Annotated in this window: 10 protein-coding genes; all 10 read left to right on the top strand. The window is 70.9% G+C overall.

Annotated elements, in window-relative coordinates; translation table 11 throughout:
* The first annotated feature begins 3 nt into the window (after positions 1 to 3).
* The 10 genes from ACJ8AN_RS27190 (at position 4) to ACJ8AN_RS27145 (ending at position 19,673) form a co-directional block, all read left to right on the top strand.
* Entirely contained in the window at positions 4 to 2,541 is a 2,538-nt protein-coding gene (locus ACJ8AN_RS27190; protein ID WP_407758395.1) for a tetratricopeptide repeat protein, read from the top strand.
* Positions 2,538 to 3,446, top strand: a complete 909-nt coding sequence (locus ACJ8AN_RS27185) for a PhnD/SsuA/transferrin family substrate-binding protein (protein WP_407758394.1) — start codon at positions 2,538 to 2,540, stop codon at positions 3,444 to 3,446. The genes ACJ8AN_RS27190 and ACJ8AN_RS27185 overlap by 4 nt, the downstream gene beginning before the upstream one ends.
* 172 nt (positions 3,447 to 3,618) lie before the next feature.
* Complete coding sequence (locus ACJ8AN_RS27180) at positions 3,619 to 5,898, top strand: TonB-dependent receptor domain-containing protein (RefSeq protein ID WP_407758393.1); 2,280 nt, start codon at positions 3,619 to 3,621, stop codon at positions 5,896 to 5,898.
* A gap of 9 nt (positions 5,899 to 5,907) precedes the next feature.
* Positions 5,908 to 6,765, top strand: a complete 858-nt coding sequence (locus tag ACJ8AN_RS27175; RefSeq protein ID WP_407758392.1) for a hypothetical protein — start codon at positions 5,908 to 5,910, stop codon at positions 6,763 to 6,765.
* Positions 6,762 to 10,094 (top strand): protein kinase domain-containing protein, encoded by a 3,333-nt coding sequence (locus tag ACJ8AN_RS27170; protein ID WP_407758391.1) that lies wholly within the window; start codon positions 6,762 to 6,764, stop codon positions 10,092 to 10,094. The genes ACJ8AN_RS27175 and ACJ8AN_RS27170 overlap by 4 nt, the downstream gene beginning before the upstream one ends.
* A gap of 44 nt (positions 10,095 to 10,138) precedes the next feature.
* Positions 10,139 to 12,472, top strand: coding sequence for a lantibiotic dehydratase (locus ACJ8AN_RS27165; RefSeq protein ID WP_407758390.1), 2,334 nt, complete (start codon positions 10,139 to 10,141; stop codon positions 12,470 to 12,472).
* The gene (locus ACJ8AN_RS27160) at positions 12,469 to 13,977 is read left to right on the top strand and encodes a hypothetical protein (protein WP_407758389.1); all 1,509 of its coding nucleotides are present in this window, start codon (positions 12,469 to 12,471) and stop codon (positions 13,975 to 13,977) included. The genes ACJ8AN_RS27165 and ACJ8AN_RS27160 overlap by 4 nt, the downstream gene beginning before the upstream one ends.
* Complete coding sequence (locus tag ACJ8AN_RS27155; RefSeq protein WP_407758388.1) at positions 13,974 to 16,265, top strand: lantibiotic dehydratase; 2,292 nt, start codon at positions 13,974 to 13,976, stop codon at positions 16,263 to 16,265. Before ACJ8AN_RS27160 ends, ACJ8AN_RS27155 begins: the two co-directional genes overlap by 4 nt.
* Entirely contained in the window at positions 16,262 to 17,368 is a 1,107-nt protein-coding gene (locus ACJ8AN_RS27150) for an NAD(P)/FAD-dependent oxidoreductase (RefSeq protein WP_407758387.1), read from the top strand. Before ACJ8AN_RS27155 ends, ACJ8AN_RS27150 begins: the two co-directional genes overlap by 4 nt.
* Before the next feature lie 193 nt (positions 17,369 to 17,561).
* The gene (locus ACJ8AN_RS27145; RefSeq protein WP_407758386.1) at positions 17,562 to 19,673 is read left to right on the top strand and encodes an Ig-like domain-containing protein; all 2,112 of its coding nucleotides are present in this window, start codon (positions 17,562 to 17,564) and stop codon (positions 19,671 to 19,673) included.
* Positions 19,674 to 19,682: the final 9 nt, after the last annotated feature.

The following is a 19,682-nucleotide window of genomic DNA, read 5'->3' as shown; positions in this document are numbered from 1 at the left end:
CGCATGAGACGCCTCCCCCGTCCCCCCGTCCGCCGCCTCGTCGCGGCCCTCGTCCTCGCCTCCTCGCTCACCGGCACCGGCGCGTTCGCCCAGTACCGTCCGCCTCCCATGACCGAGTCCCAGCGGCTCGTCCGGGAAGGTGAGTCGGCCCAGGTGGACGCCAGCACCGCCGCCACCTCCGGCGACAAGAAGCGCGCCGAGTCCAAGTACCGCAAGGCGCTCGAGCTCTTCGAGAAGGCGCTCGCCACCGAGCCCACCTCCGTGCCGGCCGCCGCGGGCCTCGGTGCCGTGGGCCTGGCCCTCCAGGACTACACCCGCGTCGCCGAGCGCGTGGCCCCGGTGTACGCGGCCAACCGCGAGTCGCTGGACCTGGCCTATCCGCTGGGCATCGCGCTCTTCAAGCTCAAGCGCTACGACGAGGCCGTCCCCGTGCTGCAGCAGGTGACGGTGGCCAACAAGCCCGAGCACCTGCTCGTCCACTACTACCTGGGCAGCTACTACGCCCTCGTCGCCCAGGACGGTGAGGGCGTGGTGGCCGAGCTGCAGGCCTACCTGGCCCAGCGCCCGGAGAAGCTCGCCGGCAACGACTACCAGATCCACGAGCTGCTCGGCCGCGGCCACCTGCTGCGCAACGACGCGGCGGCGGCGCGCCTGTCCTTCGAGCGCGCCCAGGTGGGCCGGCCCGAGTCCGTCTCCATCCAGATGGGGCTGGGCGCGGTGCTGGAGCTGGAAGGGAAGCTGGCCGAGGCCATGGCGCTGCTCGAGGGCCTCACCGTGCGCTTCCCGCAGGTGCCCGAGGCCAAGGAGCGTCTGGGCCGGCTGCTGCTCGCCTCCAACGACGTGCCGCGCGCCGAGGTGCAGGCACTCGCCCAGGTGAAGCTGGGGAGCACGCCGTCGGCGCACATGCTGCTCGGTGACGTGCGCATGGCCCAGGCTCGGCCCGCCGAGGCGGAGACCGAGTACCGCAAGGTGCTGGACCAGGCCCCCGGCGACGTGGCCGCGCAGATCGCCGTGGGCATGGCGCTGCAGAAGCAGGGCCGCAACGAGGAGGCCATCTCCTTCCTGGAGGGCGCCGTGCAGTCGGGCGCCGACAGCCTGGAGCTGTGGTCCACGCTCGGCAGCGTCAACCGCCGCGCCGGCCGCTACGCGCGCGCCGTCGAGGTGCACCGCCGCGTGGTGGAGATGGCTCCCAAGCAGGCGCTCGGCCACGTGCTGCTGGGCGCGGACCACTTCGCCACCGGCCAGTGGGACCTCACCATCGACGACTACGCCAACGCCCTCAAGGTGGAGCCGGAGAACGCGGACGCGAAGAAGTGGCTGGCCCGCGCGCTGGCCCACCGCGCCCGCGACCGCGCCGGCAACGGGCGCGTGGACGACGCGGTGCGCGACCTGCGCCGCGCCTTCGACCTGGAGCGCACCTCCGACATGGCCCGCCGCCTGGGCGCCGCCCTCCTGCAGCAGGGCGCCTACGCCGAGGCCCGCAAGGTGATGGAGCAGGGTGTGCAGATGCCCGAGACCACCTGGCGCGAGCACCTGCTGCTCGGCTACGCGCGGCTCGGCGCCAACGCTCCCAAGGACGCGCTCGAGTCCTTCCAGAAGGCCGAGCAGATGGCTCCGGACGTGGCCTCGCTGGCGGATGTGTCGGCCGGCTCGGCGCTCGCGGAGATGGAGCTCGGGCAGGTGGACGCCGCCCTCAAGCGGCTGGCCGACCCTGGCACCTCCAAGCGCGCCATCGAAGTCACCCGCGCCAACCTCTCGCGCGCCTACCTGCGCCGTGCCTTCGCGCGGCTCGAGACCGGTGACGGCTCGGGTGCCCGCCAGGACGTGGAGGCCGCCGAGCGCGCCGGGGTCGGTGGCAATGCGTCCGACCTGGGCCGCCTGTCCGCCTTCACCAAGGCGCTCGCCCAGACGGAGGAGGGCCGCTTCGGGGATGCCAGCGCCGGTTTCAAGCGCTCGCTCAGCCCGACGCCCGCGTGGGCCCGGCCAAACACCCGCCAGCTCGTGGACGCCTTCGTCCTCTACCGCCGAGACCAGCTGCCCCAGGCGCGCAAGGCGCTGGCCGCCGCCACCAAACGCCCCATCCCCGAGCAGGCCCAGTGGACGGCCGCCTTCACCAGCGCCCTGTTCCGCCGCGAGGGCGAGCGCGCCTACGGCTCCGGCAACATGCGCGCCGCGGAGAAGGCCTTCAAGTCCGCCCTGGCGCTCGCGCCCGAAAGCCCGGGCCTGCAGCACAACCTCGCCTGCGTGGCCTACCGCGGCAAGAAGACCGCGGACGCCGTGGCCGTCTGGAAGAAGCTCGAGGGCACCGTGCCCCAGGCCACGCTCAACCTCGGCATCGACGCCCAGGAGCGCCGCCGCGACATGGGCGAGGCCGTGGACTCCTACCGCCGCTACCTCGCCTCCGGTGGGCCTCGCGCCGCCGCCGTCCGCGAGTGGAAGGACAGGCTGCAGATGATCTACGGCCTGTCCGATCCGGCCAGCCCCGCCCCGACCTCCAACCCCGTGCCCTCCAGCGCCACCGCTTCGGACAACACGCCATGATTTCCCTCCGCTCGCTCCTCCTGGGCCTCGCGCTCCTGTGCGCGTGGGTGCCCGCCGCTGGCGCGGCCCCCAAGAAGGCCACCCTGGGCGTCTTCCTGCCCTCCACCCTGTCCGACGGCCAGCAGCGCTTCCAGTACGCCGAGTCGCTCGCCGCGAAGCTGACCACGGCCACCGGCCGGCCCACCGGCGCCAAGAGCTTCGCCCGCTACGAGGACTTCTCGAAGGCCGTCTCCGAGGGCATCGTCGACTTCGCCGTGGTGGACTCCTGGGCCGCGGTGCAGCTGGGCGCCAAGGCCACCCCGGTGGCGCTCGCTCCGCTCTCCGGCGACACCTCCCAGCGCTGGGCCATCGTCTCCAACTCCAAGGGCTCGGTGAAGGATCTGGCGGGCAAGCGGCTCGCCATCGTCAAGGGCGCGGGCGCGGCCGACCCCAAGTTCGTCACCAACGTGGTGCTGGCCGGCGACCTGGATGCCAAGAAGCACTTCAAGCTCACCCCGGTGCCCAACGTGGAGTCCGCCCTCAAGATGCTGGAGGCCAAGGGCGCCGAGGCCGCGCTGGTGCCGCTGTCCCTCGTGCCCGAAGGCGTCCGGGTGCTCTTCCGCAGCAGCAAGGTGCCGGGCGCCGTCCTCGTGGGCATGCGCGGCGACGCGGATGACCTGACGAAGAACCTGCAGAAGCTCGAGCCGGTGGCCCCCTTTGGCGCCTTCGTCGCCGTGCAGGGCAAGGAGCTGGAGGACTTCCGCAAGCTGCTCCAGAGCGGCCCGGCCCGCCGCCAGCCCATCCTGGTGGATGCTCCCGCACTGCGCGTGGAGACGAAGGCCCTCATGGACCCCTCGGCCCTCCAACCGGTGTTGCCTTCCTTCGCCGACGCCCTGGACGTGTCGGCGGAGCAACCGGACGACTGACCCGGGGAGGGGGGCGACTTTTCCCTCTCCGAGAAGTTAGAGTAGCGACAATTCGACAAACCGGGCGCTCGGGGATGGCCGTCGCAACAACGGCCTGGGGGAGCGCACCGGTTGGCTGACCCAGGACGTGTCCTCGGACGTTTGTCCTTCACCTCGCGGGACGTAGAGAACGATGCAACCGACTCGAATCGCTTGGCTCCCGGCCCTCGTCGGGCTGATGTGCGGCCTCGCCTCCAACAGTGGGGCGGCGCAGACGAAGTCCACCTCGCCGGCCTCCTCGAGCGCGGGGGGCAGCGGTGCCGTGGCCCAGGCTCCGGCCTCCACGGCGTCGGATGCACCGAAGACGCGCAAGCCCCTGCCGCTGCCGGCTCCGGCCACGAGCAGCAACGTCCCGCAGCGCGCGCCCTTCACCGGGCCGTCCTCCGGGCGGCCGCTGCCTCCTCCCGCCAGCATGGCCGGCGTGGACATTCCGGATCCGCTCGCCGGCGGCGCCTCCAATGACTCCTCGCTCGAGGAGTCCGTGCAGCAGTTGCTCAGCGAGGCCGTGGTGTCCACGGCGTCCAAGCGCAACCAGCGCATCGCGGACGTGCCGATGACGGTGTCCTGGATTCCCGCCGAGGAGCTGGAGGGCACCGGCCAGTTCACCCTGTGCGAGGCCATCCAGTACTTCCCCGGCATGGAGTGCCGCCGTGGCGCCATGCGCAAGGCGGCGGTGAGCGCGCGCGGCCTGGGCTCCAACTACCTCTCCAACCGGCTCCTGCTGCTCAAGGATGGCCGCCCGCTGACGGACCCCTGGACGGGCCAGTTCTACGCGGACGAGACCACGCCGCTGAACAACCTCAAGCAGATTGAAGTCATCCGGGGCCCCGGCTCCTCGCTGTACGGCTCCAACGCCTTCAGCGGCGTCATCAACATCATCGAGCGCCAGCCGTCCGACCTGATGCAGGACGGGCGCGACTGGGGCGCGGACGCGCGGGTGCTGGCCGGCCAGGATCGCACCTGGCGCGCGCAGGCCACGGCGGCCGCACGCGGCGGCCCGGTCGAGGCGCTCGTCAGCTACTACGGCTTCGGCTCGGACGGCCCGCAGCTCTTCAATGACCCGAAGCTCAACCGCGTGGACACCAACGAGGACTCGCTGGTGCACCAGGTGAGCGGCAAGGTGAACGTGAAGGGCGTGGCGCTGGATGCCTCCTTCACCAGCGCCGAGCTCGGCCGTCCCGGTGGCGCGCAGATCTCCACGGTGGGCAACTGCGGCCGCTGCCACTACACGGCCAACGACGTGGAGCACGTGCAGAACTTCAACGCGAGCGCGCAGATCGACCAGCAGGTGTCGGACAACCTGCGCGTGTTCGCCCAGGCGTACACCCTCTTCAAGCGCCGCCAGGTGGAGATGGAGAACGCCTTCAACAGCGAGAGTCCCCAGGAGCCGCTGGGCAAGCGCCGCCGGCTGGGTGGTGAGGTTCGCGGGCTGCTCACCGTGGGCGACCTGAACGTCACCTTCGGCGGTGACTACAAGAACGACCTCGTCAACAACCCCAACGTGCTGCCCGGCCTCACGCTGGAGGACACCCAGCAGCAGATCCTCGGCGGCTTCGTGGACGCGGAGTACCGGCCCGTCAGCCAGCTCGTGGTGAGCGCGGGCGCCCGCTACGACAAGTACCTGATTCCGGAGAAGGTCTGGCAGGCGCGCACGGATCAGCTCTCCCCGCGCGCCAGCGTGGTGTTCCACGCCCGGCCGGACCTGACGCTGCGTGCCAACTACGGCCGCGCCTTCCGCGCGCCCACGCTGGCCGAGCTCGCCATCAACCAGCAGATGTACGCGGCCACGCTGCTCGGCAACGGCACCCTGCGCGCCGAGACGCTGGACACCGTCGAGGCCTCGGTGGACTTCTGGCCCTTTGATCGCACGGTGCGCGTGACGGGCACGGGCTTCTACAACCTGGCCAAGAACTTCATCAATCAGGAGCTCCTCTTCGGCTCCACCTCGCAGTTCCAGAACATCGGCGACGCGAGCGTGAGGGGCTTCGAGCTGGAGGCCGCGGCGCAGGTGGCGGCCATCAACTCCTCGTTCGACGTGGCCTATGAGTTCCTGGACGCGCGCTCGCTCGCCTTCGGGGACCGGCCGGAGCGCCCGCTCGACTACGCGCCCCAGCACCGCCTGTATGCGCGCGGCCGGACGAACTTCGGCAAGGTCGCCTTCGCCGAGCTGTACGCCCTCTACGTGGGCGACCGCTTCGACCCGGGCTTCCAGCTGAACTCCGACACCGGCCAGTTCGAGCAGGTGAAGCTGCCCGGCTACTTCACCGCCACCGCGCGCGTGGGCGCCAACATCACCAAGGGGCTGACGGTGTCCGTGGTCGGCTCCAACCTCTTCAACGCGAAGTATGAGGAGTCCCACGGATTCCCCGCGCCCCCGCTGAGCCTCTTCAGCGAGGTCAAACTCCAGTACTGAGCCGTCACCGTGAGAATCGCCCATCACCCGGGGGCCGTCACTGGCCTCCATCTGATCGCAGATGCGTCCCTGGCTCCCGCCACGCTGGAGCAGGCCGCGCCCACGCTCGTGCGCGGAGGCCTGCCGCTGGTGAAGGGTGGGGCGGGCGCGCGGGCTCCCGCGCGTGAGCTGGTCCTCTTCGACGGCCGCCTGGGGCCGGCTCACGCCGAGCTGCTTCAGAAGGACCCTCCGTCGCTGCTGCTGGCCACGCGCGAGCCGGGGGGCACCCCGTCCGCGTGGGAGGTGCGGGTGCTGGGCTCGCTCGTGCGCGGCGAGCCGCTGCTGCCTCCCAGTGCTCCGGTGGCGAAGCTGTGGTTGGAGCGGGTGGTGGACATCAAGTGCGCCTCGTCCGAGGCGATCGCGCTGGTGGAGGCCTCCAAGGGCAGCCGGAGCGCGGCGAACCTCGCGGCCGAGGTGATGCACGAGCTGGCGGCCAACGCGCTGCTGGACGCGCCGGTGGATGCCAGCGGCACGCCGCTCTATGCCCACCGGCGCGAGTCGGTGCAGGCCGTGGCGCCCGAGCACGTGTGCCAGGTGTCCATGGCGGTGGGCGAGGGGGGCATCTACCTGGAGGCGGTGGACCTGTTCGGGCGGCTGACGCCGGGGCCCCTCGCGAGGGCGGTGGGCTCGCTGGGCGGACGCATGCAGGTGAATGCCTCGGGCGGTGGGGCGGGGCTGGGGATGCGGCGGATCGTGGAGGCGTGCGAGCTGATCGCCGTGCGCGTGGTGCCGGGCAAGGAAACGCGGATGCTGGGCGTGGTCGGGTTCGGTGAGGCGCGCCGTCGTGCCGCGCTTCCCAAGTCCTTGTTGTACTTCAAGTCGGAATGAGGAGCGGGCCGGTGGAGACGCAGGGTTCCAATGCCACTATCAACCGTGTGCGCGTGGGTACCATCAACCACGTGCGCATTGGCGGCGTCATCGATGAGACGTTCCCGCTGACGTCCTCGACGCCGGACCTCGGTGGGCTCCTCATCGTCGACCTGGGCCAGGTGGAGCGCATCAGCTCCTTCGGTGTGCGGCGGTGGATTGAGTTCGCCAGCAAGCTGCCTCCCGGGGGCATCTCGCTGTACGTGGTGAACGCGCCACCGGTGATGGTGGACCAGCTCAACATGGTGGAGGGCTTCGTCGGCGTGGCCCGGGTGTTGTCGGTGCTGGCGCCCTACACGTGCCGCGCCTGTGGCGAGGACCGGCTGCGTCTGGTGGACCTGCAGGCCGAGGCGCCCATCATCGCCGAGGGCCGCGCCCCCGAGCACTCCTGCCCGGTGTGCGCCGGCAAGCTGGAGTTCGCGGATCTGCCGAGCGAGTTCTTCGACTACGCCCAGCGCCAGCAGTTCGGCACGGTGGATCCGGTGGTGATGCGCTACCTGCGCGCCACCACGCCCAGCGCGCCCAGTGCCCTCACCACGCACCTGAAGATCGTCCAGGACGACATCACGTACGTCACCCTCGCCAGCGAGCTGAAGGGCGACCTGAACGTGCGCCGGCTGGCCTCGGGCCTGGAGGGGCGCGTCGCCTTCGACTTCTCCCACGTCACCAAGGTGGAGCCCGAGGCCGTCCCCAAGCTGGAGCAGGTGCTGGCCACGGCGGCGCAGGGCGCCCAGGTGGTGCTGTGCCGCGTTCCTCCGCCGGTGCTCAACGCGCTCACGCGCTTCACCAGGCAGCTCACCGCGCAGATCGGCACGCTGTGGCTGCCCTGCGAGTGCCGCAACTGCGGCCATGAGCACCAGCAGCGCGCCCTGGCCTCCGAGTACCTCGCCAAGCTGCGCGCCAACGCCAGCCCCGAGCGCGAGTGTCCCATCTGCGGCGGTACGGCGCGGCTTCCCTCCATCCCCCAGCTGGTGCCGTTGCTCAGCCGCTCGTCGCTGGTGGACCGGCCCCTGGAGGACCTCGAGGCGCTCGAGCCCCGCGCCCTCAGCCAGTACCTCTTCGGCTCCACCAACGTGGATCCGAACGCCCCCAAGGGCAGCACCTCGGACATCAGCAACTCCATCAGCGCCACCAAGCTGCAGATCATCCGCCGGCTGGGCCAGGGCGGCATGGCCGAGGTGTTCCTCGCCAAGCAGGTGGGCGTGAAGGGGTTCGAGAAGTTCGTGGTGATGAAGAAGATCCTCCCGCAGTTCGCGGAGAGCGCTGAATTCGTCGACATGCTGTTCGCCGAGGCGCGAGCCAACGCGCGCCTCACGCACCCCAACGTCGTGCAGACGTTCGACGTGGGCATGAACGACGGCGTGGCGTACATCCTCATGGAGTACGTGCGCGGCCCGGATCTCAAGAAGCTGATGAACGAGCTGCGGCGCAAGGGCATCGCCCTGCCGCTCGAGCACTCGCTGCGCATCCTCGCCGAGACGGCCGCGGGCCTGCACTACGCGCACAGCTACGTGGACCCGGCCGGCGTGCCCCACCCGGTGGTGCACCGCGACGTGAGCCCCCACAACGTCCTCATCTCGCTCGATGGCGCCATCAAGCTGAGCGACTTCGGCATCGCCAAGGTGCAGGGCGAGGAGAACACCCAGGCCGGCGTGCTCAAGGGGAAGATCTCCTATATCTCCCCCGAGGCGGCCTCGGGCCGGCCCCTGGACGCGCGCAACGACGTGTTCGCCCTGGGCGTGATGCTCTTCGAACTCCTCACGGGCCAGCTGCCCTTCAAGCGCGACCATGACGCGGCCACGCTCAGCGCGATCGTCCGCGAGCCGGCGCCGGTGCCCTCGCAGCTCAAGCCGACCATTCCGCAGGACGTGTCGGACCTCATCCTGCGCGCCCTGGTGAAGGATCCCGCGCGCCGCACGCCCTCCGCCGCGGCCATGCGCGAGGAGATCGAAGCGGTGATGGCCCACCACCGGCTCAACTCGTCGCCAGCGGCGGTGGCCCAGTTCTTCAAGGCCACGCTGGGAGACAGGCTCGCGGAGTTCGGCCCCACCACCAGCAGCCCGGCCACCGGCTCCTTCCCGAGCGTGGCGGGGCACGGGAGTCCGGGCAGTGGGTCGCGCTCCGTTGCTCCCGGTGGGACGGGCGAGCCTTCGGGGTTCGCGGACACGCACGTGCCCGGGCGGACGGCCGGTTCGGGTACGGGCTCGCGTCCCGGAACCCCGTCGAGCACCGGGCAGTTTGGTGCCGTGCCGCAGCCTTCCGCGCCCCCGCGCGCTCCGGCGGCGCCGCCTCCTCCTCCCGCTCGGACGGAGACGGATGAGCGCACCGAGGTCTACCGGCCACCGCAGCAGGGCCTCATCGCCCCCAATGCGATGCCGCCCGAGCCTCCGACGGTGACCAACCCGGGCGCGCAGCCCGCGTCCTCCCGCCCCGCGCCTGTCGTGCCGCCGCCGCCTCCGACCGTGGCCTCTCGTCCGACGGCGTTGTCCTCGCCCGGGATGCCGTCCGTGCCGGCTCCGGCGTCCGCACCCATGCCGGGACGTCCTTCCTTCGCCTCCGCGCCCGCCGCGGCGGCTCCGGCCCCCGTGCCGGGGCGTCCGTCCCTGTCCCCCACGCCCGCGGTGCCGCCTCGTGCGTCCGGGCCCGCGCTGCAGCCCAACGTCCCGGTGTCCGGCCGCTCGGCGACCCACGTGGGGCCCGCGCCCGCTCCGGTGGGGGCTGCCGCCAGGGCCGCGGCGGCTCAGGCGCAGGCTCCGGCGAAACCCGCCGCGCCCAGGTCCTCGCCGCTCAAGTGGGTCGTCATCGGCATTGTCGGTCTGCTGATCGTCGGTGGGGCGGGCGTGGTGGTGCCCAAGATGCTCTCGGGGGGCGGCGTCGAGGTCGTCAACCGCGAGCCGGGCGAGCAGCTCTATGTCGCCGGTCTCCGCATGGAGGACCCCAGCGGCTTCAGCCTGGAAGGTGCCACCCAGAACGTCGTCTCGACCGCGGTGAACGGTCAGCTGCGGCGCTTCGGCATCGCGGTGCGCAAGGACGTCATAGATGTGCGCACCCTGCCCGAGGCGCGGCCGGAGCCCGGGAGCAAGGGCAAGCTGCACGTCGGCGGGCAGCCGGGCTGCTTCGTCAAGGTGGGCGCGGAGATGGCTCCCGGTGCGACGCCGGTGGCCATGTCCATCGAGGCGGGCAGGGAGATCGAGGTGCTCGTCACCTGCCCGAACCAGCCGGTGTGGACGCGTTGGGTGATGGCGGTGCCGGGGCAGGACGTGGAGGTCCTTCCGCTGCCGAAGAAATAGAGGGGACTCCCTCGCGAAGGCCAAAGGGCCGGGGTGCGTGACACATGAAGGGCTGGAATCTCTTTCCTCACCTCGTCGTGCGCACCACCGGGTTTGCCTTCGAGCGGCTGGATCGCCTGAGGTGTCCCGAGGCCGCGGCGAGTGCCCGGAAGCTCTGGGCCGAGCAGCGGCAGTTGGAGGCGCTGAAGGCGAGCGGTCCGCGCCTGCGCCGGCCGCCGTCCGCGGTGCTGGCGGCGTTGAAGGCGGGGCGCCCGGTGGAGGTGGAGGGCCTGGAGTCCCCCGAGTTCTTCACGGCCTACAACGTCCACGCCCGCGCCGCGCAGGAGGCCGCGTCCGCTTTCGAGGCGGCGTTCACCCGTGAGTCCGCCGGGGTGGAGGCGGCGCTCGCGGCGCTGCGCACCGAGCCCCGTTTCCTGGAGGCGGTGGCCAGCTCCAGCCCTCCGGTGGCGAGGGATCTGATCGCCGGCCGGGAGGGCGCGAGGCTGAAGCGGCAGGTGGCCAGCTACCTGCAGCGCCTGTGCGCGAAGAACGAGACGATGAGCTTCTTTGGCCCCATCAACTACGGCCGGGTGGAGCCCGACGCGCCCACGGGCGTCACGGTGCGCTGGTCCGGCCCGGAGCTGCTGGTGGGGCGCAACACCTTCGCGGCCTCGTGGTTGGTGCTGGGCCTGGTGCGCGCCATCGCGGCGGATCCCGAGGTGGCGCTCTGGCTCGTGCTGAGGCGCAAGTCCTTCGCGGCGATGCCTCCGCGCAAGGGCGCGGCCCCGAACCCCGCGAGCATGGAGGAGCTGCTGCCGAGGTTGGTGGAGGCGGTGGATGGGACGCGGCCCCTGGCGGAGCTGCGCGAGGCGCTCGGGGTGGAGTGGCCGCTGCTGATGGAGGCCGTGCGCTTCGGCCTGCAGCGCAACCTGTTCACCCATCAGCTCGAGGTGCCCGCGGCGTCGCACCATCCGCTGGAGGACCTGGCCGAGCGGCTCGCGGGCATCCCCGGCCCGGCGGCCCGTGGGCACCTGCGCGAGCTGGAGGGGTTGCTGCGGCTGATGTCGCGCTACGGCTCGGCGGACGCGGCGGCCAAGATGGCGCTCAACGAGGAGATGGCGAAGCGCGCCCGCGAGCAGTGGAACGTGACGCCACCGGCTCCCGCGCCTGCGTCCGCGGAGGGCTCGCAGCAGGCGCCGCGTGGGGACAGCCACAACTTCTACCAGGACCGGCTCCCCATGCGGGAGGAGTGCGGTGGAGACCTGCGCCTCACGCTGGGCGGCGAGCGCGCACGGGAGCTCACGCGGCGGTTGGAGCCGGCGCTCGGATTGATGGGCGAGGCGGCGCTGCGCACGCGAGAGGCGGCCCGCTCGGCTGTCGCGGCCCTGGTGGGCGCGAGGACGGTGCCGTTCTGGAAGGTGGTGGCGGCGTATGGGGACAAGCCGCTGCCCTATGACACCAGCGTGGCTTCGGCGCTCGCGGCGGCCATCACGGACCCGGCGGCCTCGTGCGTGGAGTTGGATCCATCCGTGCTCCCCACGCCGCGCGAGGATGTGGCGCTGCCGATCGTCACCTCGATCGACCTGCTCGTGGGGGCCTCGGACGTGGAGGCCTGGAGCCGGGGCGAGTACGACCTGGTGGTGGGCGATGTGCACGACACGGCCCTGGTGTGGGGCTGGGCGCTGCAGTTCCACGAGGAGCGCAGGCGGGTGGAGAGCGAGATGGTGCGGGCGCTCGGGGCGCTGCGGCGGCCGATGCCCTTCGTCACCGTGCTGGCCTCACGGCGTACCGGCCTGTTGCCCTCGGAGTTCCCCGGACCCGTCGTCGAGCTGGGTGGCGTGAGCGCCCGGGCCTCGGCGTGGCGGCTGCCCTTCGATGACCTCCAGGTGGAGAGCGATGGACGCACGGCCCGGCTGCTGTCCACGCGGTTGGGGACGGAGGTGTGTCTCTACAACGGCGAGATGGAGAGCCTGGTGCAGACGGCCTTCGCGCTGCCTCGCGTGCGGCCCTTGAGGGTGTCCCTGGGCGCGCACACGCCCCGGTTGAAGCTGGGCGGCGCGGTGCTGCAGCGGGAGCAGTGGCGGTTGGAAGCCGCGGACGCCGAGGCGCTCGTCGCGTGCAAGGACGACAAGGCGAGGCTCCGGACGGCGGTGGGCATCTGGGCGCGCATGGGGCTGCCGGAGCACGTGTTCGCGAAGTTCCCGGGCGAGCGCAAGCCGGTGCTCATCGACGTGCAGAGCCCCGCGCTGCTGCGTGTCTTCGTCAACCTGCTCGAGCAGAAGGGCGAGGTGGTGCTGTCGGAGATGCTTCCCTCGCCGGGGCAGTTGTGGCTCGGCGCGGCGGGCGGGCGGCACACGGCGGAGCTGCGCTGCTGCTTCATGTGGGGCACGGCTTCATGAAGCTGCTCGTCCTGCCGCCCCACCGTGACGTGACGTGCGTGCCGGAAGCTCCCGAGGGCTGGCGGGTGCTCGACGTGGCACGAGCCTTCTGCCAGCGCATGATGGCTCCGGAGACCCTGGCGCGAGCGGTGGAGACGCGCGAGCGCGGGCCCGCCACGCCCGAGACGATGCGGGAGTTGCTGCTGCTGCGCGCGGCGCTCGTGCTGTGGAAGCGGGGGCGGGCGGATGCGCACCGGCCCCTGCGTGCGCTCGGCGCGGTGCTGACGGCGCTCTCGGGTCCCCCGTTGGGCGTGCGCGTGCGGCTGGACGACATCGAGCTGGAGGGCGGCACCACCGAGCGCTCGGCCGATGTGCTGCGGAGTCTCGAGCGGCCCGCGCCCTACGATGAGGACCTGGCCCGTGCGGCCGGGAGTTTCGCGGGAGCGGAGCGGGTGCGGTTGTGGCTGGAGAAGGACCTGCAACTCCCGGCGGCGGTGGCGCTGGCGGCGGCGTGTCCGGCCTCGGTTCCGCTGGAGGTGGCGGGCCCCTTTGTGGCCACGCATCGCACGGTGCTATTGGCGCTCCCGGCCTTCCAGCGGGCCTCCTTTCCCGTGGACGTGGTGCCTCTGCGCTGGAGGGTGATGGGGCTGGACGCGACGGAGCCGCAGCCGCTCACCTGGGTCCCCGAGGGCGCACGTCCCCCGGCGGACGGTGGAGCCTGGGCCGGCCATGTGTCGCTGGGGGCCTTGCTCGACGCCGAGGCCCTCGTGGCGAGTGGCTGCCGTACAGCGGTGGTGGGTTTCTGCGCGGTGGACGAGGGCGGGGTGTTGGGCAGTGACGGCGGACGCGTGCCGCTGGAGCCGCTGGCCGCCGCGGTGGAGCGTTTGCGCTCGGCGGGAGCCCGCGTGGTGGCGGAGTGGTGGGTGGGCGCGCCCGGTGTGGACGAGGCCGCGCACGAGCGGACGTTCACGCTGCTCGGCCAGCGGCCCGTGTTCGATTGGGTTTCCGGAGTGAGGCAGTTCCACTGGACGCGCGGACGCTCTGGCGAGGACTTCGCGGGCGTGCCGGTGCGCTTCCTCGCGCCGCCCGGGGACCGGGACTTGTCTCGCACCGTGCCCTTCGAGGCGCCGGGGACGGTGGCGCACGCCCGCCTGCCGGAGTTGCTCACCTCGTTGGCGGGGAGGCTGCTGCAACGCGCGCCGCTCAGCCCGGGCCGGGTGGCGTGGGCTTCCATTCATCCGCCGAGCCCCGTGGCGCCGGGAGGTGACCGGGTGCGGCTGGATGGGGACTGCGCGCTGGTGCAACTGCCCGCGACGCTGGACGGAGTGGCGAAAACCTCCTGGTACGCGGCGAACCTGCGCACGGGTGGAGTGCTGGCCATGGACGGGCGGCTCGCGCCGATGGTGGCGGGGGCCGAGCAGCCGATGGCGGTGGGTGAGCTCTTCGCAACGCTGCCGGAGGCGCAGCGCGGCAAGGTGGAAGCGGCGCTGGTGGGCCGCGCGGTCCTCGAGAGGGTACACGCATGAGCGAGCGCTGGACGCTGGGCGACGTCTTCGTACTCCGGCACGCGGGTTTCCCGTTCGACTGGCTGGAGGGATTGGGTTTCTCCGAGGGGCTGCGCTCCGAGGTGGTGGCGCTGCTCGAGGACGAGCGGGCGTTGGTGGAGGCCGTGCGCAGCGCCGCGGGCGAGGACGCGGCCCGGACGGCGCGCGAGGCACTGGAGAAGGGCAAGGAGCCCTCGCTCAAGGCGAAGTACGGGCCCGGGTGTACCGAGGCGCTGGAGCGCTACCGGACCCGCCGGGCGGCGCTATCGGCCCGGTACGCGGAGGAGCGGCAGGAGTTGCGCAAGCGCCTGCGCGAGCGGGCGGCGGAGCCCGGTATCCAGGAGGCCGTCTTCTTCTCCAACCCGGCGATGTACGAGAACGTCTGGGAGCGCTACCTGGAGGGGGAGCAGCGGCCGGACAACTCGGACGCGCGGCGGGTGGAGCGGCAGGTCTACACGTACCTCCAGCGCTTCTGCGCGAAGAACGAGACGACGAGCTTCTTCGGCCCCATCTCCTATGGCGAGTGCGATGGAGAGGACGGCTCGGACGTGCGCGTGGTGCCGAGCGGGAGCACGCGGCGGCGCACCTTCCTCACCTTCTGGGCGGTGACGGAGCTGGCCCGAGCGGTGGGCCGCGAGCGCGTGGTACGCCCGCATCTGCCGCTACGAATCAACCCCATCTTCCAGGTGGGGCCGGGCCGAGCGAGCTGCGCGCCGTTGAAGCTGGAGGTGGCGCTGTCGCCGGAGGCGGAGCGGTTGCTCGCGGTGCTGCCCGGGGCTCCGACGTTGGACGTGGCCTCGCGCGCGCTGGGCCTGCCGGTGGAGACGGTGGAGCGGCTCGTGGTGCCGCTGGTGAAGTCGGCGCTGGTATTGCTGGGCCTGCCCTTCGCCGCCAATGACTTCGGCGCCTTCGCGAGCCTGCGCGAGGCGGTGGCGGCGCTGCCCGCCTCGGAGACCCGGGAGCGCTGGCTGTCGCGGCTGGACGAGCTGGAGCGCCTGCGCGCGGAGTTCGAGGGCGCTGGCCTGGCCCGCCGCCGCGAGCTGATGCAGACGCTGGAGGCGCGCTTCACCGAGTACACGGGCAAGCCCGCGCGGCGAGGCGAGGGGCAGGTGTACTCGGACCGGCTCATCCTCTACGAGGAGGCGTCCTCGCCCTTCCGGCTGAAGCTGGGCCGGCGCTTCAGTGAGGAGATGGCGGCGAAGCTGTCGGGAGGGTTGGAGCTCTCGGCGGCGTACGGGGACAGGGTGCAGGGCAGCTACCGCGAGCAGGTGCGCGACGCGCTCGGCTCCGAGGAGCGCCCGCTGGACTTCCTGGAGTACGCGGTGCGGCTGCGGCCGGACCAGGTGTCGGGGAGCCGCTTCGCGCCGGTGCCGCCCATCCTGCTCGACGAGGACATGTCGCGCGCCCGCACGCTGCCCGAGGACTTCCTGGGCACCTCGCAGCCAGGAGGCCGTTACGCGCTGCCGGACGTGTGCCTCGCGGCGACGGGGAACGGGTACGAGGTGATGTGCGCCCGCGTGCACCACCACCTGATGCTGTGGAGCTGGCTGAGCGCCTTCTATCCGGACCGGGCGCGCTATGAGGCGGTGGCCGGGCAGTGGCTGGAGCGCGAGCCCGCGGCCCGCGGCCTGGTGGGATTGGCCATCCGCCGGCGTAACAAGGGCTTCTACGTCTTCCCGGGACGGCGGCTGATGTACTCGGTGTCGGACGTGCTGGACGTGGAGCAGGGCGCGCTGAAGCCGCACGACGTGAAGGTGCTGCCCACGCGCGAGGGGCCGGTGCTGACGGATGGGGAGGGGCAGCGGCTCTCGCTGTACATGCCGCTGGATGACTTCAACACCTATCCGCCGTTCGCGGCGCTGGCGCACCCGCAGGTGCTGCACGCGAAGCTGCGCACCCAGGGCCGGCACCTGCCGAGGCTGAGTATCGGCGGCGCGGTGTACCAGCGCGAGCGGTGGGAGTTGCCGACCACCCCGTTCTCGCAGGTGAGCGGGATGGATCTGCTGCTCGCGGTGGAGCGCGTGCGCCAGGCGAGCGGTTGGCCGCGTTTCGTCTTCATGCGCAGCACCACGGAGCGCAAGCCGTACCTGATCGACACGGCGTCCCCGTTCGCGCTGGAGTTGCTGCTGTACTTGTCGCGAGCGGCGGATCAGCTCTCGGTGGAGGAGATGTACCCGGCACCGGAGCAGCTGTGGCTGAAGGACGAGCGGGGCCGCTACACCTGCGAGATGCGGATGCAGGCGGTGCGCTGGAGCGAGGCTGACCGATGAGCGCGAACCAGGACGTCCTCGTACTCGGGGCCGGAGTGATGGGTTTGTCCGTGGCGCGCCGGCTGGCGACGCTGGGGGCGCGGGTGACGGTGTTGGACCCGATGGACCCGGGAGGGCAGGGCTCGCGGGCGGCGGCGGGCGTGGCGATTCCCTCGGTGCGGTTGCTGGACGACCCGGACATGCTCGCCTTCACGAGGGCGGCGCACGGGGCGCTGGCCGAGGAGCTCGCCTCCCTGGGTGATGGCCTGCACCTGCGGCGGGGCCAGGGCGTGTTCCGGGTGGCGATGGACGCGAAGGGCCGGGACGCGCTCGGACAGAAGGCGGTGAGCCATCCCGAGTGGCTCGGCACCTGGATGGACGCCGCGCGTGTGGTGGAACTGGAGCCGGCGCTCGAGGGCACGCCCATCCTCGGGGCCTTCCTGACGGAGCAGGGCTTCATGGTGGACACGGAGGCCTACCTGAACGCGCTGTTGCACGACGTGCACCGGAGGGGCGTGCGGGTGCGCCTGGGCGAGGGCGCGCGCGGGGTGGCCGAGGTGGAGGGCGGAGTGGAGGTGCGGACGGAGCACGAGACGCTCCGCGCGGGGAGGCTGGTGGTGTGCGCGGGGGCGTGGTCCGGAGGAGTCGCCGGGCTGCCGCCGTTGCCGGTGAAGCCCATGCGAGGGCAGATGCTGACGATCTTCCACCCCGAGGTGAGGCTGACGCGGGTGGTGTCGGGGCCCACCTACCTGGCGCCCTGGCGGATGGGGGAGATCGTCGTGGGCGCGACCGAGGAGGACGCGGGCTTTGCCTGCCACGTGACGCCGACGGGACTGATGCACCTGGGAGCGACGGTGGCGAAGCTGGCACCGAGGTTGCGTGAGGCGCGCTTTGGGAGGGCATGGGCGGGACTGCGCTCGGTGACGCCAGGGGGCAAGCCGCTCATTGGCCGCTATCCGGGGACGAGGTCGGTGCTGATCGCCAGCGGGCATGCGGGGCAGGGCATCCTCACGAGCGCGCTCACGGGCCGCGCCGTGGCCGAGCTCGTCGAGCACGGACGCAGCGAGCTTGCCGCCGCCTTCGAGCCGGAGCGCGTGCTGGCGGTGAGCCCGGAGCGCCCATAGGTGCGTCCGCGGAGTGCAGCTGTCTCCGAATGGGGACGGCCGTCCACGGGGTAGATGTTGTCGGGCAGAGGAGGTGGCGTGGTACGGGGGGTTCTGCCGGGGGAACGCCTCGGAAGCGCCTGATTCCTCTGGGCGATGGATTCAACCTGCCTGAACCACACCACTGGCTCATGCCGTGCAGTGCACCCGTACCATGCACCTACGAAACAAGTACCTCTATCCACTGCTCCTGTTGTGCTCTTTCGGCTGCATCGACATTCCCGAGGTGGAGGGGCCATCCGATTCGAGTGGGTTCTCGCTGGCCCTCCCCGATTCCGCGCAAGCCAGTGTCGTCCAGGGCGATAGCCATACCTTCCAGGTCTCCCTCGCCCGCACGGACGGCTTCAACGACAGCGTGACGATCAGCCTGGTGAATCCCCCGGCGGGAGTCTCGGCGCAGCCCGTGTCGATTCCCTCTGGGAGCACGAGCACCTCCTTCACGGTGTCGGTGGGCGCGAGTGCGGAGCCCGGAATCAAGACGCTCACCGTGCGCGCGACCGCGGGCTCGCAGGTTCAGGAGACCACGGTGGAGCTCAGGGTGGTGCGGCCGGGAGATCTCCTGGTTCGGTGGATGAGCCCGAGTCAGGGAAGGGCGTACGTGAAGGACTCGGTTCAACTCCAGGTCTCGGTGGAAGGGGGGGCCGACTTCGTCGAGCTGCTGAAGGGGACGATCGTTCTGGCGCGGCTCTCCGGGCCCTCGTATCAGTACACCTGGGACACGACCCAGGTGCCCGAGGGGGACTACCCGCTCACGGCCCGAGCGAAGCTCGGGAGCGCGACGTTCACGAGCCCGGTGACCACCATCACGGTGGATCGCACGGCGCCTACCGTGCAGACACGCACTCCGGAGTTGGGGGCCGCCAACGTACCTGCTCGCCAGACCCTCCAGGTGAGCTTCTCTGAGGCATTGAAGACATCCTCCGTGACGGATGCCTCGGTGGTGGTAAGCGCGGGGGGCCTGAGCATCGCCAAGGCGCTCTCTCTGTCTACGGATGGGAAGACGCTGACGCTGGTGCCGACGGCGGCGCTGCCGGTCTCGAGCGCTGTCACCATTTCCTTGGGCATGCCCACGGCGCCCCTGATGGATCTCGCGGGCAACATGTTGGCCTCGTCGACCGCGTGGAGTTTCTCGGTGCCGACCTGGCTCCCGCTGGGTGGAGCGCTCAGTGCTATTCCGGGAAATACTCCCGCCGAGAATGTGACCATGAAGGTCGGAGTGGACGGCAATCCCGTGGTGGCCTGGGCCGAGCCCGACAGCGGCGGGGTGAAGAACATCTACGCCCGGCGTTGGAATGGGGCGAGCTGGGAGTCATTAGGGGGCGCACTGAGTGGAGTCGATGGAAGCACCAGCGCTGACATGCCAGCAATGGCGATCACTCCCGACAACCAGCTCTACCTTGTGTGGCAGGAGTTCAACGGGACCAACATCAATCTCCATGGGAAGAAGTGGAGTGGCACCTGGGAGGCTCTTCCGGCGTTTGATTCCTTGAGCGGTAGCGCTCAGCGTATCCGCCCGGCCATCACGCTCGCTATCTCCAATACTCCTGTTGTTGCTACGACCTACTATGGCGATGCAGGAAGCAGCCTGGAGCCTCTCTTCTGGCTGAATCCGACCTACAATGTATGGTCGTCTCAATCCGGTATCGAACAACCTAGTGGCAGCATCCACGATACTGCCGACGTCCAGATCGCCATTGTGGCTGCGAAGAATGCGTATGTCGTTGCCTATGATGCCTATTCGGATGCTCAGACCATTCGAGGTATCGCCGTGCAGAAGGGTCCTTCTTCCTCCAGTCTCTTGGGCGGAGGAGTTGTGACAAGCCCGGCGAAGCGAACGGCTACCCAGCCTTCGCTTGCTCTGGATGGGTCCGACAACCCCTACATCGCGTGGCAGGAGTGCCCGGATGGTTCCAGCCAGTCGGGCTGCGGCATCTACGCTGCCTTCTGGAATGGTTCCTGGCAGATGCTCGGTACCCTTGTCAGCAGCTCGACGGACAGCACTGCTCCTTCTCTCATCATGGGTAATGATGGACGTCCCATCGTTGCTTGGAGTGGTTTCTTCTCGGCCGAACGGTCCATCTCGGTGAGCCGTTGGACGGGCACTGCGTGGCAGGCCATGGGAGAGCCGCTCAGCGCGGCCTCGGGGGTCAGCACGGCGGCGTTCAAGCCGGCTCTGGCTCTCGACAAGAACGGTCGGCCCCTGGTCGCGTGGCAGGAGTCCGACGGCTCGGTTTCGAACATCTACGTCTACCGCTACAACGACTAGCATCGCGGG

The organism is Archangium sp., assembly GCF_045802675.1.
In the GTDB taxonomy this organism is placed as follows: domain Bacteria; phylum Myxococcota; class Myxococcia; order Myxococcales; family Myxococcaceae; genus Archangium.
This window is presented reverse-complemented; position numbering and strand designations above follow the sequence as displayed.

Excerpts from the sequence above, each read along its gene's own strand:
- ACJ8AN_RS27190 (WP_407758395.1), top strand. The coding sequence starts at position 4 with ATGAGACGCCTCCCCCGTCCCCCCGTCCGCCGCCTCGTCGCGGCCCTC.
- ACJ8AN_RS27185 (WP_407758394.1), top strand. The coding sequence starts at position 2,538 with ATGATTTCCCTCCGCTCGCTCCTCCTGGGCCTCGCGCTCCTGTGCGCG.
- ACJ8AN_RS27180 (WP_407758393.1), top strand. The coding sequence starts at position 3,619 with ATGCAACCGACTCGAATCGCTTGGCTCCCGGCCCTCGTCGGGCTGATG.
- ACJ8AN_RS27170 (WP_407758391.1), top strand. The coding sequence starts at position 6,762 with ATGAGGAGCGGGCCGGTGGAGACGCAGGGTTCCAATGCCACTATCAAC.
- ACJ8AN_RS27165 (WP_407758390.1), top strand. The coding sequence starts at position 10,139 with ATGAAGGGCTGGAATCTCTTTCCTCACCTCGTCGTGCGCACCACCGGG.
- ACJ8AN_RS27160 (WP_407758389.1), top strand. The coding sequence starts at position 12,469 with ATGAAGCTGCTCGTCCTGCCGCCCCACCGTGACGTGACGTGCGTGCCG.
- ACJ8AN_RS27155 (WP_407758388.1), top strand. The coding sequence starts at position 13,974 with ATGAGCGAGCGCTGGACGCTGGGCGACGTCTTCGTACTCCGGCACGCG.
- ACJ8AN_RS27150 (WP_407758387.1), top strand. The coding sequence starts at position 16,262 with ATGAGCGCGAACCAGGACGTCCTCGTACTCGGGGCCGGAGTGATGGGT.
- ACJ8AN_RS27145 (WP_407758386.1), top strand. The coding sequence starts at position 17,562 with ATGCACCTACGAAACAAGTACCTCTATCCACTGCTCCTGTTGTGCTCT.